This is a genomic window from Streptomyces albidus (ex Kaewkla and Franco 2022), assembly GCF_013870515.1.
GTDB lineage: Bacteria > Actinomycetota > Actinomycetes > Streptomycetales > Streptomycetaceae > Streptomyces > Streptomyces albidus.
In genome coordinates this window covers 1-14,456 of the sequence record NZ_JACBXA010000154.1, presented here as the reverse complement: position 1 = coordinate 14,456, position 14,456 = coordinate 1, and the positions used below count along the sequence as shown (strand labels likewise).

The following is a 14,456-nucleotide window of genomic DNA, read 5'->3' as shown; positions in this document are numbered from 1 at the left end:
CCGTCCGGCGGCCGTTCGATCCTGGTGCTCGCCGGAATCGGCATCGCCGGGGTGCTCGGCATCGCCTATGGTGCCGGTCTGCTCCTCGACCACGCGGACGTCCCGAACGGCACCACGGTCCTCGGCATCGACATCGGCGGTACGAGCAGGCACGAGGCCGTCAACAAGCTGGACGCGGCCTTCGGTGACCGTACGACGCAGCCGTTCACCGTCGTCGCCAGCGGCCAGCGGGCCCAACTCAAGCCGAGCGTGGCGGGTCTGACCCTCGACACCGAGGCCACCGTGCGCGACGCGGCCGGCCGGGACTACAACCCCGTCTCCGTCATCGGCTCCCTCTTCGGCGCTGAACGCGACGCGGAACCCGCCCTGAAGGTCGACGGCGAGAAGATGGCCTCGGCCCTGACCGACATCTCCCGCAGGACCGGGGACGGCGGCGCTCCGAAGGACGGCAGCGTCAAGTTCATCAAGGGCAAGGCAGTCGCCGTCCCGGGCAAGCCGCACAAGGGCATCGATCCGCGCAAGGCGGGCGACGCCCTGGAGAAGGCGTACCGGAACCGCGCCGCCACGGGCAACAACAGCCCCGTCGAGCTGCCGGTGTCCGTGCAGCAGCCGCGGATAGGCGAGGGTGAACTCAAGCGGGCGATCAAGGAATTCGGCAGGCCCGCGATGTCGGGTCTGGTGACGGTGAAGGCGGGCAACGCCTCCATCCAGTTCAGCCCGGAGAAGTCGCTGCCGAAGTTCCTGTCCATGAAGCCCGTCAACGGCACCCTCGTCGACACGTACGACCTGCCGGTCCTCCAGGACCTGTACGGGACGACGTTCGCCGGGGTGAAGATCACCCGTGGCGACGGCAGCAAGACGCCCGTCACGCCGCAGGACGTCGCGGGTGCCCTGCGTCTCGCGCTCAAGGAGACCTCCCCGGCCAAGCGCGTGCAGGAGATCCAGCTGAACGCTCGGTGAGCACAGGTGCGATGGCGGCGTCAGCCGGTACGGGTGACGCCGCCGGGCTTCCTCTCCGGCCGTGTGCGGCAGGTCAGTTGAGCCGCGCCCTGGCGGCGTGCGCGGCCTTGCGCACGGCTTCGGCCGCCGACGGCTGTGCCGCCTCGACGACCTCCGCGTAGTCCTCCATCTCGGCGGCGCCTTCGAGGAAGTCCCCGCGTTCGACGAGTAGTCGGGCATGCTCGTAGCGCAGCTGCGCCGGATGGTGGGGGAGCAGCAGGGACATCTCCAGAGCCCACAGCTGCACCGCCGAGTGTTCGGGACGCGCGGAGGCCCACGCGCGGATGTTGTTCAGGATGCGCAGCACGATCTCGCGCGGACCGGCGGGCTGGAACACGGTTTCCGATAGCTGGCCGCGCGAACCCGTGGCGTCCGCGACCAGCCGCTCCACGTCACTGCCGGAGAGCGTACGGCCGCCGTCGTACGGGTCGGCGAGGACGTGTTCCCCGCTCGGATCGCCGAAGCCGACGACGAAGTGCCCGGGCAGGGCCACCCCGTACACCGGGGCACCGGCACGCCGAGCCACCTCCATCCACACGACCGACAACAGGATCGGCAGCCCGCGGCGGCGTCGCAGCACCGACTGGAGCAGGGAGGACTCCAGCCGCTGGTAGTCGGGTGGAGCGCCGCGGAACCCGAGCTCCGTGCCGAGCAGCTGCGCGAGCGCACGCGCCCAGTCCTGGGGACCGCGCGCGGTGGCGTACGGCAACAGACCGGCCAGCCTGTCGAGTTCGATCTCGGACTCGAGTACGCCGGCCTCGTCCGTGCCGCCCTCGTCAGGCACCGGAGCGGTGTCCTCCTCCCGGTCGTCCGCCTCCCCGCCGACCTCCTCCGGGCCGTCGTCGTTCGGGCAGGCTTCCTCCCGGCCGCGCTCCTTCGCGGCGCGTTCGGCTCCGCCCGAGGGCACCGAGGCCGCTTCGGCGCCGATCAGCAGGCACAGCAACGCCAGATCGGGGCGCTCCTCGCGTGCCTCCTCGGCGAAACGCCGCCTGTTCCCGCGTCCGCCTGTGCTCTCTTCCTCACCCGTCATGCGGATCCGTCCAGAGGTGCTCGGCGGTAGTGGTAGGCGTGGTGGTCTGCGAAGCCCAGCCGGTCGTAGAGCGCCCCCGCGGCGGCGTTGTCACTCTCCACCTGCAGGTACGCGGCAGAAGCGCCCTCGTCGAGTGCCACTCTCGCCAACTCGGCCATGACGGCGGTCGCCAGGCCCTGCCGTCGACGGTCCGGAGCGACCTCCACAGCGGCGAACCCCGCCCAGCGCCCGTCGATCACGCAGCGGCCGATCGCGTCCGGCGACCCGCTCCCGCCGCCCTCCCCGGGAACGGTGGCGAACCAGACGGACGGACCGCCGGTCAGCACCTTCACCGCGGCGTCGGGCAGTCCGCCCGTACGCCGGTAGAGCGAGAGCCAGCGCTGGTCGGGAACGCGACTGAGCAGGACCCGGCTGTCCGGCTCCCGGTCGGCGAGCGGGGCGAGGGCCGCGACCCGCAGCAAGGCGTACTTCTCGCCCCTCCAGCCGCGCTGTTCGAGCTCCGCGGCGAGCAGTTCGTCGGTCCGTTCGCCGCCTGTCGTGACCTGTACGCGGGGCACCAGTCCGCGTGAGGTGTACCACCCTCGCGCTCGCTCGACCGCCTCGTCCAGCGGCATCCCCGGATCGCCCAGCGGCAGTACGGAGTTGGCGCGGGCCGTGAAGCCCTCGCGCAGCTGCGGAGGCTGGTCGTCCGCGGACGCGTCCCGGGCCGTGTGCTCCCCCGAGCTCGCCCGGAGCGTCCATCCCCCCAGCTGTGCCGTCTCGATGGCGGGCCAGCCGCGCGCCGCAACCTCGACCAGTTCACGTACCCTCGCAGCCGGGACGCCCCGCCGCCTGGCGGGGGCGTCGGGTACGACTTTTCCGGCGACCACCGCAGTCTCGGCGATCGGAACGCTCTGTCCGCCACGACGGGTGATGTGCAGCACACCGTCGTTCCAGGATGTGAGAACGCCGACCGTGTCGGTGAAGCTGGCGTGCCGCACGTCAGATCCGGTCAAAGACCGCACAGAAACACGTTTCCCCACGTCAGACGCGGTGATTCGGACTTCGAGGCGTCCGCCCGTGGTGAATTCCAAAGCTCTACCCGCCCCTCCTGTTCGTCTCGGTACCGGGAACGGAGATACTAGGACGGGCATCGACGACGCCGCGCTCCCGCGCGCCCAGCGGCGGCCCGACACCGGCCGCCGGCCCTAAAGAGGAGGAACGACAGCGTGACCTACGTCATCGCGGAGCCTTGTGTCGACCTTAAGGACAAGGCCTGCATCGAGGAGTGCCCCGTCGACTGCATCTACGAGGGCCAGCGGTCCTTGTACATCCACCCGGACGAATGCGTCGACTGCGGTGCCTGCGAGCCGGTCTGCCCGGTCGAGGCCATCTTCTACGAGGACGACACTCCCGAGGAGTGGAAGGACTACTACAAGGCGAACGTCGAGTTCTTCGACGAGCTCGGTTCGCCCGGCGGCGCCAGCAAGCTCGGCCTGATCGAGCGGGACCACCCCGTCATCGCCGCGCTGCCGCCGCAGAGCCACGACGAGTGACGGACGAGTGACACCGGCCGGGCGACGAGGCCGTCGCCCGCCGCATCCCGCGGAGTTCAGCAACCCGCGTGTCCGTGGTCCCGCACGACGAGCCGGCCGGTCCGGCTGCCGTGCGGGACCGCTGCGTTTCACACCAGAAAGCGAGTGACCCCGTGCCCCCTTCACCCGTCTCCGGTCTGCTGCCCGCATTCCCCTGGGACCGGCTGGAGCCGTACAAGGCCGCAGCGGCGGCACACGCCGACGGCATCGTGGACCTCTCCGTCGGTACGCCCGTCGACCCGGTCCCGGAAGTGATCCTGCGGGCGCTCACCGACGCCGGCAACAGCCCCGGGTACCCGACGGTGTGGGGCACGGCCGAACTGCGAGACGCGCTCACAGGCTGGTGCGAACGCCGCCTGGGCGCCACGGGCATGGCTCACGGGAACGTGCTGCCGGTCATCGGCTCCAAGGAGTTCGTCGCCTGGCTGCCGACACAGCTCGGCCTGGGGCCGGGCGACCGCGTGGCCTATCCGCGGCTGGCCTACCCGACGTACGAGGTGGGCGCACGGCTCGCACGTGCCGAGCCCGTCGTCTACGACTCGCCCACCGAACTCGACCCCGACGGCCTGCGGCTGCTGTGGCTCAACTCGCCCTCCAACCCCACGGGTCGGGTCCTGGACGCCGACGAGCTGACCCGTACGGTCGCCTGGGCACGCGAGCACGGAGTGCTGCTCGTGAGCGACGAGTGCTACCTGGAGCTCGGCTGGGAGGCCGAGCCGGTCTCCGTGCTGCACCCGGACGTCTGCGGCGGCACCTACGAGGGCATCGTCGCCGTCCACTCGCTCTCCAAGCGTTCCAACCTCGCCGGATACCGGGCGGCCTTCGTGGCTGGCGACGCCGCGGTGCTGGGCGAGCTGCTCCAGATCCGCAAGCACGGCGGAATGATGGTGCCCGCGCCGGTACAGGCGGCGACCGTCGCGGCACTCGGTGACGACGCCCACGTGACGCGGCAGCGCGAGCGCTACGCGGCCCGACGAGGCGCTCTGCGTACGGCACTTGAGGCACGGGGGTTCCGCATCGAGCACAGCGAGGCGTCCCTGTACCTGTGGGCGACACGGGACGAACCGTGCTGGGACACCGTCGGCGAGCTCTCCAAGCTGGGCGTGCTCGTCGCACCGGGTGACTTCTACGGGGTGGCCGGGGAGCAGTTCGTCCGGGTCGCGTTCACGGCGACGGACGAGCGTGTCTCGGAGGCGGTACGCCGGCTCACGGCGTGAGGCGGCAGCAGGAGCGGAACCGCGCGTGAAAGCGCGGAAGCGCGAAAAGGGGGCCACGGAGAATTCTCCGTGGCCCCCTTTTCGCGCAATCACCGTGCCGCGCCGATGCGCTGCGGCTCGGAGGTGCTGTGTCAGCCGCCGATCGGCATGCCGGCCACGGAGAGCTTGCCCTTGCCGGGGAGCTTCTTCGTCAGGCCGGCGGTGTCCGCGGACTTCAGCAGACGGCTGGTCGTCAGCTCCTGGGGCTGCTGCGGCAGGTTGGAGGTGGCGGAACGGGCGTTGGCCGGGAGGGCGCGCGCGTCGTCGGCAGGGGCGTCCGCCAGCTTCGAGGTGCGGGGGGCGACGGTGCGGCCCTGGTCGGCGACCTTCTTCTCGACCTGCGGGGCGGCGTTCTCAAGGGTGCTGGTGCTGCTCTTGGGCGCGAGACGGCTGGCGCTCCGCGACGCGCCATCGACGGTCTTGCCGAGGTGTGCGGTGTCCAGATTGCTCAGCCCGCCCACGTCAGCGGTCGACGGCAGTTCGGCGGCGCTGGCCGCACCGGCCGTACCGACGACGGAGGCGGCGCCTGCGGCCGTGAGCAGCACGGTCTTGGCGATCCGGCGCGTGAGGGGGAGGGACATGTTGCTCCTTTGACGGAGAGATCTAACTACGGAAAACGTTGTGCTCGCCCAGCAGGGCGACTCGGCCCGGTCGGGCGCTGTGCCTATCGCTCGAAGGGGCCTGAAAGTTGCGGGCCCTTGAGGTAAAGGATTGGCAATGCGCCCCGTGATCGGCTCTCCCAAACCCGTTTTCACCGGATGGAGTTGGGCCTTGCTGAAACGTCAATCCGCAGCTTTTCCAGGTGTGTTGGGGCGCGCGGCGGCGTAACCAAGCGGAACCGCGCGCGTCCGTCGACGCGAGCCGAGACCCCCCGAACGTGGAGGGCACCGGCGCGGCGCGAGAGTCCGTACGCCCCCGCTACTTTCCGGTCGCCAGCTTCACGTTCACCGTCGACCGGCCGCCTTCGGGCGAGCCGCCGGAACCCTCCCGCTTGCGCCAGCCCTCCTCCGAACTCGAGGAATCCCAGACGTGGTTGCGGTAGGAGACCTGAGCGATCCGCAGATCCGAGGAGTTCGCCACCGCCCAGTGAGCGAGCTCCCAGCCGCGCTGATCGCCGTCGACCGGGATGAGCACCTCGGGCTCCCCGTCGCTCGTGCGCGTCGGCAGACCTCCCTGGCCCCGGCTGTCGCTCTCGCGAAGGCTGACGCCCTCGGCCGATGCGGGCACCTGCTGCTTTTCGCCGGGGAGGACGTCCTTGCCGAACTCCTTCACCAGCCGGTCCCGTACCTGCGTGGGACTGCCCGCCTTGCCGTCGCCGCCGGCCGGGCCCGTCGTGCAGTTCAGCGCGGCGGCGCGGCGGCCGGTCAGCGCGGCGGTGAGCAGTGCCGCGTTCGTCTCGTGCTTGGCGTACGCCTGCGGGTAACCGCTGTGCTGCACGCGTTGCGCGGCGACGGTCAGCGGCAGCCGCGAGTAGCCGGGAATCCGCACGAGATGGTCGTAGAACTTCCCCGTGGAGTACACAGGATCACTGATCTGCTGCTGCGTTCCCCAGCCCTGGGAGGGGCGCTGCTGGAAGAGCCCGAGCGAGTCACGGTCCCCGTGGGGGATGTTCCGGAGGGACGACTCCTGCATCGCCGTCGCCAGCGCTATCGTCACCGCGCGCTCGGGAAGGTCGCGCTGTGAGCCCACGGCCGTGATGGTGGCCGCGTTGGCGGCCTGTTCAGGCCTGATCTCGTAGTCCTTCGACTTCGTGCCGACCGTTCTCACGGTGCATCGCGCCGGTCCGGTACTGCTCGTGACGTACTGCGTGGCCACGTAGCCGGCGATGGCGAGCAACACCACACACGCCGCTGCTATGCGCAGAACTCGGGCGCGGGGCTTCTGGGGGCGCGAATCGGAGCGGGACACGGGCACAAAGGTAGCCGGTTCGGCGACAGTTGCCGCCCGTAGGCTTGCTTCATGCAGCACAACGAACTCGACCTGGAGCAGGACGCCGCACTGCTCACCGCACGGCTCGTCGACATCCCCTCCGAGAGCGGGACGGAGCGGGAGATCGCCGACGCCGTCGAGGCCGCGCTGCGCCCCCTGCCGCATCTGAGCGTCGACCGGCACGGCAACAACATCGTCGCCCGCACCGGCTTCGGCCTGCCCGAGCGCGTCATCCTCGCCGGGCACATCGACACCGTGCCCATTGCGGAGAACGTGCCCTCCCGCCTCGATGAGGACGGCGTGCTGTGGGGCTGCGGCACGAGCGACATGAAGGCGGGGGTCGCGGTGCAGCTGCGGATCGCCGCGACGGTCCCCGAGCCCAACCGCGACCTGACCTTCGTCTTCTACGACAACGAGGAGGTCGCCGCCCACCTCAACGGCCTCGGCCACGTCGCCGCGGCACACCCCGAGTGGCTCGCCGGCGACTTCGCCGTACTGCTGGAGCCCTCCAGCGGCCGGGTCGAGGGCGGCTGCCAGGGCACGCTGCGCGTCGAGCTGCGTACGAGCGGCGTCCGCGCCCACTCCGCGCGGAGCTGGAAGGGGTCCAACGCCGTCCACGCGGCGGCACCCGTCCTGGCCCGGCTCGCCGCGTACGAGCCGCGGCGGAAGGTGATCGACGGGCTGGAGTACCGGGAGGGCCTCAACGCCGTGGGCATCGAGGGCGGTGTCGCGGGCAACGTCATTCCCGACTCCTGCACCGTCACCGTCAACTACCGCTACGCGCCCGACATCGACGAGGAGCAGGCCCTCGCACACGTCCGGGAGGTCTTCGCGGACTGCGGCGAGTGGGAGCTGACCGTCGACGACAGCTCGCCCGGTGCGCTGCCCGGCCTGTCGCACCCGGCGGCGAAGGCGTTCATCGACGCCGTCGGCGGCGAGCCCCTGCCCAAGTACGGCTGGACCGACGTCTCCAGGTTCAGCGCGCTCGGTGTGCCCGCCGTGAACTACGGGCCGGGCGATCCGAACCTGGCGCACAAGCGCGACGAGCGCGTGGAGACTTCGAAGATCCTTCACTGTGAGGAGCGGCTGCGCACCTGGCTGACTGCCTGAGCTCTTCCCCGCGAGGACACCTGCGGGCCGGCGCGGAGCGGATCGACACCGTCCCGCCAGTCCGAATCCCGCTGCGCGTCACCTCGGTTCGTCACTTCGCTGCGTACGCTGAACCAGAATGATCGAAGTCGGAGGGAGCAGGCGATGAGCAGCCCGGAGCGTGGACAGAGTCCTCGGGAGCAGCGTCTCGGTCCGGTGGTCCGCCGCCGCAAGCAGATGCAGGCGGAGACGACGGATCAGCGGCTGCTGGACACCACCGGGCCGTCCGACTGGGTCCACGAGGACCCGTGGCGGGTCATGCGGATCCAGTCGGAGTTCGTGGAGGGCTTCGGCGCTCTCGCCGAACTCGGCCCCGCCATCAGCGTCTTCGGCTCCGCACGTACGCCGCTGGACTCGCCGGAGTACGAGGCCGGCGTCCGCATCGGCCGGGCACTCGCCGAAGCGGGCTTCGGGGTGATCACCGGGGGCGGGCCGGGTGCGATGGAGGCCGCCAACAAGGGCGCGCTGGAGGCCGGCGGCACGTCTGTCGGTCTCGGCATCGAGCTCCCCTTCGAGCAGGGGCTGAACCAGTACGTCGACATCGGCGTGAACTTCCGCTACTTCTTCGTGCGCAAGACGATGTTCGTGAAGTACGCGCGGGGCTTCGTCGTCCTGCCGGGCGGGCTCGGCACCCTGGACGAGCTGTTCGAGGCGATGACCCTCGTGCAGACCAGGAAGGTCACGCGCTTCCCGATCGTCCTCTTCGGCAGCGAGTACTGGCAGGGGCTCATCGACTGGCTGCACGGCTCGGTCGTCGCCCAGGGCAAGGCCTCGGCGCGTGACGTGGAGCTCTTCCACGTCACGGACGACATCGAGGAGGCGGTCGCCGTGGTGACGAAGGAAGCCGGCTGACCCGGACAGGCAGCGCCGGACGGCAGCCGGGCTGTGTGCCCGCCCCGTCCGGCCGCTCGATGAGTCAGGCCAGTCCCCGGCGGGCGACGGCGGGTGGGCGGTGTCCCGCGATGGAGGACACCATGTCCAGGACCTGCCGCGTCTCGGCCACCTCGTGGACGCGGTAGACCTGGGCGCCCAGCCAGGCGGAGACGGCGGTCGTGGCGAGGGTGCCGGTCAGCCGCTCCTTGACCGGCTTGTCCAGCGTCTCCCCGACGAAGTCCTTGTTCGACAGCGATACGAGTACGGGCCATCCCGTACTGATCATCTCGCCCAGTCCGCGAGTGGCCTCGAGCGAGTGCCGGGTGCTCTTGCCGAAGTCGTGCCCCGGGTCGATGAGGATCCCGTCCCGCCGCACTCCGAGCCCGGCGGCGCGCTCGGCAAGCCCGGTCGTGACGCGTAGGACGTCGGCCAGCACGCCGCCCTCGCCGTCGTAGCTCACACGATGGGGCCGGGTGCGCGGCCGGGCGCCGCCCGCGTGCGTGCACACCAGCCCGGCGCCGTGCCGGGCGGCCACCGCGGCGAGCTCCGGATCCACGCCTCCCCACGCGTCGTTGATCAGGTCGGCTCCCGCGGCACAGGCCGCTTCGCCCACCTCGTGCCGCCACGTGTCGACGCTGATCACGACGTCCTGGTGCCTGCGGCGGACCTCGGCGACGAAGCCCACGGTGCGCCGGATCTCCTCCTCGGCGGACACCTCCGTACCGGGGCCGGCCTTGACGCCGCCGACGTCGATGATGGCGGCGCCCTCGGTCACCGCCTGCTCCACCCGGTCCAGGGCGGGCTCGTCGCGGAAGGTGGCGCCCTGGTCGTAGAAGGAGTCCGGTGTCCGGTTCACGATGGCCATGATCACTTTCTCGTGAGGCCCGAACTCGCGTGTCCCCAGGCGCAGCATCCGCCATTCCTCTCGTTCAGCACAGGTGGGACCCACGCCGGTTCCCTCCCCGACGCCGACCCTAACCGGCCCGAGAAGACGGTCCGCCTCCAGATCAGGCCGATGTGTCGGTGGGGCGTGGCACGATCGGGGACCATAGACAGCCGTAGTCATCCGGATGGACGTCGGGGAGTTGGCCGTGTTCTGGTTCCTGCTGATCTCGCTCGCCGTGGTCGTCGCCGCGGTCACGCTCGCAGTGGTCGGCAGCGCCGGCGACGGCCCCGGTCGTCCGGCGACCGGCGGGCTCGCCGACGTCCCGCCCGACCAGCTCGACGAGCCGCTGCCGCCCGGCCGCCCCGTCAGCCGGTCAGACGTCGACGGCCTGCGCCTGCCCGTCACGGCTCGCGGTTACCGGATGCAGCAGGTCGACGACATCCTGGACCGGCTCGGAGCGGAGCTGGCCGAGCGCGACGCCCGGATCGCGGAGCTGGAGTCCGCCCTGGCCGGCGCGCAGGCGGCGGCGATGAGCCGCGGTGCGTACGGCGAATTCGGCCAGTACGGCAGCGAGTTGACCAGGGACGCGGGGGAGCGGCGCGATGAGCACTGACGGCGGCGCGATGCCGGGCGCGGACGGGCGGCTCCGCTGCCCCTGGGGGCTGTCCGCCGAGGACTACGTCGCCTACCACGACGACGAATGGGGCCGCGCGGTGCACGGCGACGACGCCCTGTACGAGCGGTTGTCCCTGGAGGCGTTCCAGTCGGGGCTCTCGTGGCTGACGATCCTGCGCCGACGGGAAGGCTTCCGTGCTGCCTTCGCGGGCTTCCGGATCCCGGAGGTGGCTGCGTTCACGGCGGCGGACGAGGCTCGCCTGCTGGCCGATTCCGGGATCATCCGCAACCGCGCGAAGATCCAGGCCGCCATCGCCAACGCGAAGGTCGCCGCAGAGCTGGGCGAGGGCGAACTGGACGCGCTGATCTGGTCGTTCGCCCCCGACCCCGAGCAGCGCCCCGCGCCCCGCTCGGGCGCCGACATCCCCGCCGTGACGCCCGAGTCCAAAGCCCTCGCGAAGGACCTGAAGAAGCGGGGCTTCCGGTTCGTCGGCCCCACCACCGCGTACGCCTTGATGCAGGCCTGCGGCCTGGTCAACGATCACCTCGCCGACTGCTGGGCGCGTGAGCTGGTGGAAGAGGGCGCCACCCGGTGAGCATCCGGCCGCCGGCAGCAGCGTTCCCAGGTCGAGCGGGCGTCCCGCGGAGGATCACTTTCCGGTGAAGTGGGGCTTCTCCTTGTTCACGAAGGCGGCGACAGCAGCCTGATGATCCTGCGATGAGCCCGCACGCACCTGGAGTTCGGCTTCCTTCTCCAGCGTCTCGGCCAGTGAGTGACCCGCGCCGTACGCCAGAGACTCCTTGATCGCCGCGTAGGCGGCCGTCGGCCCCTGGGCGAGCTGCCGTGCCACAGCTGTGGCCGCTTCCGCGAGCTCCTCGTCCGGGACGACCCGGTGGGCCAGCCCCATCTCCATCGCTTCTTCGGAGCGCACGCTGCGCGGGAAGAGCAGCAGGTCCGCGGCGCGGCCCGGGCCCACCAGCCGGGGCAGCGTCCAGGAGATGCCCGAGTCGGCGGTGAGGGCGATTCCGGCGAAGGAGGTGTTGAAGGCGGCGGATTTCGCGAGCACCCGGTGGTCGGCGGCGAAGGCGAAGCCCGCTCCCGCACCCGCGGCGACCCCGTTCACCCCGGCCACGACTGGCTTCGGCATGCTCGCGATGGTGAGCGTGATCGGGTTGTAGTGGTCCTCGACGGTGGTGAGGGCGTTCCCGCCCTGCTCCTTCAGGGCGCCGATGTGTTCCTTGAGGTCCTGGCCCACGCAGAAGGCCCGTCCGTTGCCCGTCAGCAGCACGGCTCGCACGGCTTCGTCGGCCGCCGCCGCGCGGAGGGTGTCGCGAAGAGCCGACTTGAGCTCGTTGTTGAGGGCGTTCATCGCATCTGGGCGGTTGAGGGTGATCGTCGCGAGACCCTCGGTCACGTCATAGAGCACGGTGTCCGACATGGGCCCAGCATGGCCTAGATCATCGGACGCCGACAGAGTGCCCCGGGGTGCTCACGTGTGTGCAGTGTGTGAACTGTGTCAAACAGTGAGGCGGTTCGTAGGGGCGTCGGACCCGTGAAGTGGAGCAGTATCGCAGCCTCATCGACAGAATGAGTGGTTTTGTGCGAGAGCGAGTCACAAGTGATGCGACCTCTAGTTGGTCATCGGGTCCTGCCATGCGGGATAATGGCCGAGGAGCAATGTGTTCGATGCCGGTGACACGCGAGTTGTCGGCTGCGATCAGCTGGTTTCAGGAAGGGGAACGAGCATGGCGGCCATGAAGCCGCGGACGGGTGACGGCCCGCTCGAGGTGACCAAGGAGGGGCGGGGCATCGTCATGCGCGTTCCGCTCGAAGGCGGTGGGCGACTCGTCGTCGAGCTGACCCCGGATGAGGCGACTGCGCTCGGCGAGGAGCTGAAGAAGGTCTGCGGCTGAACGCTTGGCAGCCGGCGCCCGGCTGTGGAGCAGACCGACAGGACGCCTTCCGTGAGCCATCTACTGCCCCGGAGCACCTTGTGCTCCGGGGCAGCCGCATGCCCGGACTGAATCACAGTGCTGAGGTGCTTGCCCGGGGTCTCGACGTCACAGGTTGCGCTTGACCGCGCAGAGCAGACCGTCGCCCACCGGCAGCAAGGACGGCACCAGGGCGCTGCTCTCCCGTACGGCACCGAGCAGTTCACGCAACTTGAGCACTTCGGTGGGCTGGGCGGAGGAGTCGACCGTGCGGCCGCCCGCGAAGACCCCTTCGAAGCAGACGAGGCCGCCGGGGCGCAGCAGACGCAGCGCCTCGTCGAAGTAGGCCAGGCACTCCGAGCGGTCGCCGTCGCAGAAGACCATGTCGTAGCCGCCGTCGGCCAGCCGCGGCAGCACGTCCAGGGCGGAACCGGGGATGAAGCGCGCACGGTTCCCGACGAACCCCGCCGCGCGGAACGCCTGCCGGGCGAACTGCTGCCCCTCCGGCTCGACATCGACCGTCGTCAGCACGCCGTCGGGTCGCATTCCGGCCAGCAGATGGATCCCGGAGACCCCCGTGCCGGTGCCGATCTCGGCGACGGCCTTGGCGCCGACGGTCGCGGCCAGAAGACGCAAAGTGGCACCGGTGGAAGGGGACACCGCGCGCACGCCTGCCTGCCGGGCCCGCTCGCGGGCCCAGCGCAGTGCGTCGTTCTCGGCGTCGTCGACGAGCTCGGCGCCGTAGGCATCGGCGAACGCCCAGCTCGACTGCCGGTTGCCGGTAATGGCCCTCTCCTGTCCCCGTCCTCCACGCAACCGTGACTGTATCCGTTGCCCCGGGAACACGCTGATGGGACCGGGCGTTGAAACGGAGTGGAAGGTGTAAGGGGGCGTCGGGGGGAATCTGAATGACGTCGGCAAGGCAAGCAGAGCGGCAGGATCGAGAGCCGGTCAAAAGTGCTTATCCGGAGCTAACGGGCGAGGTGGCTATGGTAGGGGCTCCACTGGACACCACCAGAGCCGACAGGGGAGGTGCGGCTGCTGTCCGGGACCGTGGAATGCTCAAGCGTTTCCGCAGGTCAGCGGGCGAGCCGAAATCCGTGACCGACATTGCTGATCAGGTCCACACCGCCGACTCCGCGACGACGGCGACCTTCGACACCGATGCGGACGCGCAGGCATGGACCCCTCCCTCCTGGGAGGAGATCGTCAGCACGCACAGCGCGCGGGTCTATCGCCTCGCGTACCGCCTCACGGGCAACCAGCACGACGCGGAGGACCTCACCCAAGAGGTCTTCGTCCGTGTGTTCCGTTCCCTGTCGACGTACACGCCGGGCACCTTCGAGGGCTGGCTGCACCGCATCACCACGAACCTGTTTCTGGACATGGTGCGGCGCAAGCAGCGCATCCGTTTCGACGCCCTCGCGGACGACGCGGCGGAGCGGCTGCCCAGCCGCGAGCCCACGCCGCAGCAGCACTTCAACGACACCCACTTCGACGCCGACGTCCAGCAGGCACTCGACGTCCTGGCGCCGGAGTTCAGGGCTGCCGTGGTCCTCTGCGACATCGAAGGGCTGTCGTACGAGGAGATCGCCGCCACGCTCGGCGTGAAGCTCGGCACCGTACGCAGCCGGATCCACCGGGGACGCTCGCAGCTTCGCAAGGCGTTGCAGCACCGCTCTCCCGAGGCGCGCGCGGAGCAGCAGCGCGCCCTGAGCGGGGCGGCTCCGGGTGTAGGGGGCGCGGAGGTCGGTGCTGCGTGAGTGGCACGGAGATGGGCCGCCGATTGCCCCAGCCGGAAAGGGAACTGACACCCGCCGAGCAGCATCTCGGTGACCGCCTCGCCGCGTTGATCGACGGTGAGCTCGGCCACGACGCCCGCGAGCGTGTCCTCTCACACCTGGCCACATGCTGCAGCTGCAAGACGGAGGCCGACGCCCAGCGCAGGGTGAAGAACGTCTTCGCCGACACCGCGCCGCCGCCTCCTTCCGACGGGCTGCTCGCGCGGCTGCAGGGCTTGCCCGCAGGAGACCCCGACGGCCCGCACGACGGCGAGGGCTCCGGCAGTGACGGCCTCTCCCGTACGGCGGCTTCGTCCACCGGGCCCGGCGGCGCCGCGTTGGCCTTCGACTATCTGCGGGGCGGACGGGGCAGCAGTGCGCTCTCCGCCAGCCGCGGTTTCCGGATACACGAGATGGACCGGCTGACTTCGC

The 14,456-nt window shown here is 70.5% G+C and carries 16 protein-coding genes and 1 pseudogene; 10 read left to right on the top strand and 7 right to left on the bottom strand.

Annotated features, from left to right (window positions below):
- Nucleotides 1-960, top strand: a pseudogene (locus tag H5J26_RS20655) (hypothetical protein); the annotation flags it as partial.
- A gap of 73 nt (nt 961-1,033) precedes the next feature.
- Here H5J26_RS20655 and H5J26_RS20650 read toward each other — a convergent pair.
- A complete protein-coding gene (locus H5J26_RS20650) occupies nt 1,034-2,029 on the bottom strand; it encodes a transglutaminase-like domain-containing protein (RefSeq protein ID WP_235980861.1) in 996 nt (331 codons plus the stop codon).
- A complete protein-coding gene (locus H5J26_RS20645) occupies nt 2,026-3,102 on the bottom strand; it encodes a GNAT family N-acetyltransferase (RefSeq protein ID WP_181767403.1) in 1,077 nt (358 codons plus the stop codon). The genes H5J26_RS20650 and H5J26_RS20645 overlap by 4 nt, the downstream gene beginning before the upstream one ends.
- Before the next feature lie 135 nt (nt 3,103-3,237).
- On the opposite strand from H5J26_RS20645, the gene fdxA reads away from it, so the two are divergent.
- Together fdxA and dapC are read left to right on the top strand one after the other, a co-directional pair.
- On the top strand, nt 3,238-3,564 hold the full coding sequence (fdxA, locus tag H5J26_RS20640) for a ferredoxin (RefSeq protein WP_027764481.1): 327 nt from the start codon (nt 3,238-3,240) through the stop codon (nt 3,562-3,564).
- A 152-nt stretch (nt 3,565-3,716) separates the two neighbouring features.
- Nucleotides 3,717-4,820: a succinyldiaminopimelate transaminase gene (gene dapC / locus H5J26_RS20635; RefSeq protein ID WP_181767402.1), complete on the top strand. Its 1,104-nt coding sequence runs from the start codon at nt 3,717-3,719 to the stop codon at nt 4,818-4,820.
- Nucleotides 4,821-4,951: 131 nt separating this feature from the next.
- Here the strand turns inward: dapC and H5J26_RS20630 are convergent, their stop codons facing one another.
- Both H5J26_RS20630 and H5J26_RS20625 read right to left on the bottom strand, forming a co-directional pair.
- A complete protein-coding gene (locus H5J26_RS20630) occupies nt 4,952-5,440 on the bottom strand; it encodes an ATP-binding protein (protein ID WP_181767401.1) in 489 nt (162 codons plus the stop codon).
- Nucleotides 5,441-5,777: 337 nt separating this feature from the next.
- Nucleotides 5,778-6,767 (bottom strand): hypothetical protein, encoded by a 990-nt coding sequence (locus H5J26_RS20625; RefSeq protein WP_181767400.1) that lies wholly within the window; start codon nt 6,765-6,767, stop codon nt 5,778-5,780.
- A 51-nt stretch (nt 6,768-6,818) separates the two neighbouring features.
- Here H5J26_RS20625 and dapE point away from each other — a divergent pair, with 51 nt between their 5' ends.
- Together dapE and H5J26_RS20615 are read left to right on the top strand one after the other, a co-directional pair.
- Nucleotides 6,819-7,898, top strand: coding sequence for a succinyl-diaminopimelate desuccinylase (gene dapE / locus H5J26_RS20620; RefSeq protein ID WP_181767399.1), 1,080 nt, complete (start codon nt 6,819-6,821; stop codon nt 7,896-7,898).
- 144 nt (nt 7,899-8,042) lie between these two features.
- The gene (locus H5J26_RS20615) at nt 8,043-8,789 is read left to right on the top strand and encodes a TIGR00730 family Rossman fold protein (RefSeq protein WP_181767398.1); all 747 of its coding nucleotides are present in this window, start codon (nt 8,043-8,045) and stop codon (nt 8,787-8,789) included.
- 64 nt (nt 8,790-8,853) lie between these two features.
- On the opposite strand, the gene folP is transcribed toward H5J26_RS20615, so the two are convergent.
- The gene (folP, locus tag H5J26_RS20610; RefSeq protein WP_181767397.1) at nt 8,854-9,723 is read right to left on the bottom strand and encodes a dihydropteroate synthase; all 870 of its coding nucleotides are present in this window, start codon (nt 9,721-9,723) and stop codon (nt 8,854-8,856) included.
- A 157-nt stretch (nt 9,724-9,880) separates the two neighbouring features.
- Between folP and H5J26_RS20605 the strand changes: the two genes are divergently transcribed.
- Together H5J26_RS20605 and H5J26_RS20600 are read left to right on the top strand one after the other, a co-directional pair.
- Nucleotides 9,881-10,309, top strand: a complete 429-nt coding sequence (locus tag H5J26_RS20605; protein WP_210771573.1) for a cell division protein DivIVA — start codon at nt 9,881-9,883, stop codon at nt 10,307-10,309.
- Nucleotides 10,299-10,907, top strand: coding sequence for a DNA-3-methyladenine glycosylase I (locus H5J26_RS20600; protein WP_181767396.1), 609 nt, complete (start codon nt 10,299-10,301; stop codon nt 10,905-10,907). The genes H5J26_RS20605 and H5J26_RS20600 overlap by 11 nt, the downstream gene beginning before the upstream one ends.
- A gap of 54 nt (nt 10,908-10,961) precedes the next feature.
- Here the strand turns inward: H5J26_RS20600 and H5J26_RS20595 are convergent, their stop codons facing one another.
- Nucleotides 10,962-11,750 (bottom strand): enoyl-CoA hydratase-related protein, encoded by a 789-nt coding sequence (locus tag H5J26_RS20595; RefSeq protein ID WP_181767395.1) that lies wholly within the window; start codon nt 11,748-11,750, stop codon nt 10,962-10,964.
- Nucleotides 11,751-12,057: 307 nt separating this feature from the next.
- Here H5J26_RS20595 and H5J26_RS20590 point away from each other — a divergent pair, with 307 nt between their 5' ends.
- Nucleotides 12,058-12,225, top strand: coding sequence for a DUF3117 domain-containing protein (locus H5J26_RS20590; protein WP_016469583.1), 168 nt, complete (start codon nt 12,058-12,060; stop codon nt 12,223-12,225).
- 147 nt (nt 12,226-12,372) lie between these two features.
- On the opposite strand, the gene H5J26_RS20585 is transcribed toward H5J26_RS20590, so the two are convergent.
- Nucleotides 12,373-13,059 carry an O-methyltransferase gene (locus H5J26_RS20585; protein ID WP_181767394.1) on the bottom strand — a complete coding sequence of 229 codons (687 nt, stop codon included), beginning with the start codon at nt 13,057-13,059 and terminating at the stop codon, nt 12,373-12,375.
- Between the two features lie 173 nt (nt 13,060-13,232).
- Between H5J26_RS20585 and sigE the strand changes: the two genes are divergently transcribed.
- Nucleotides 13,233-14,006, top strand: a complete 774-nt coding sequence (gene sigE, locus H5J26_RS20580; protein WP_181767393.1) for an RNA polymerase sigma factor SigE — start codon at nt 13,233-13,235, stop codon at nt 14,004-14,006.
- An 11-nt stretch (nt 14,007-14,017) separates the two neighbouring features.
- Nucleotides 14,018-14,456: anti-sigma factor family protein (locus H5J26_RS31585; protein WP_235980862.1), on the top strand; the 439-nt coding region annotated here is incomplete at its 3' end.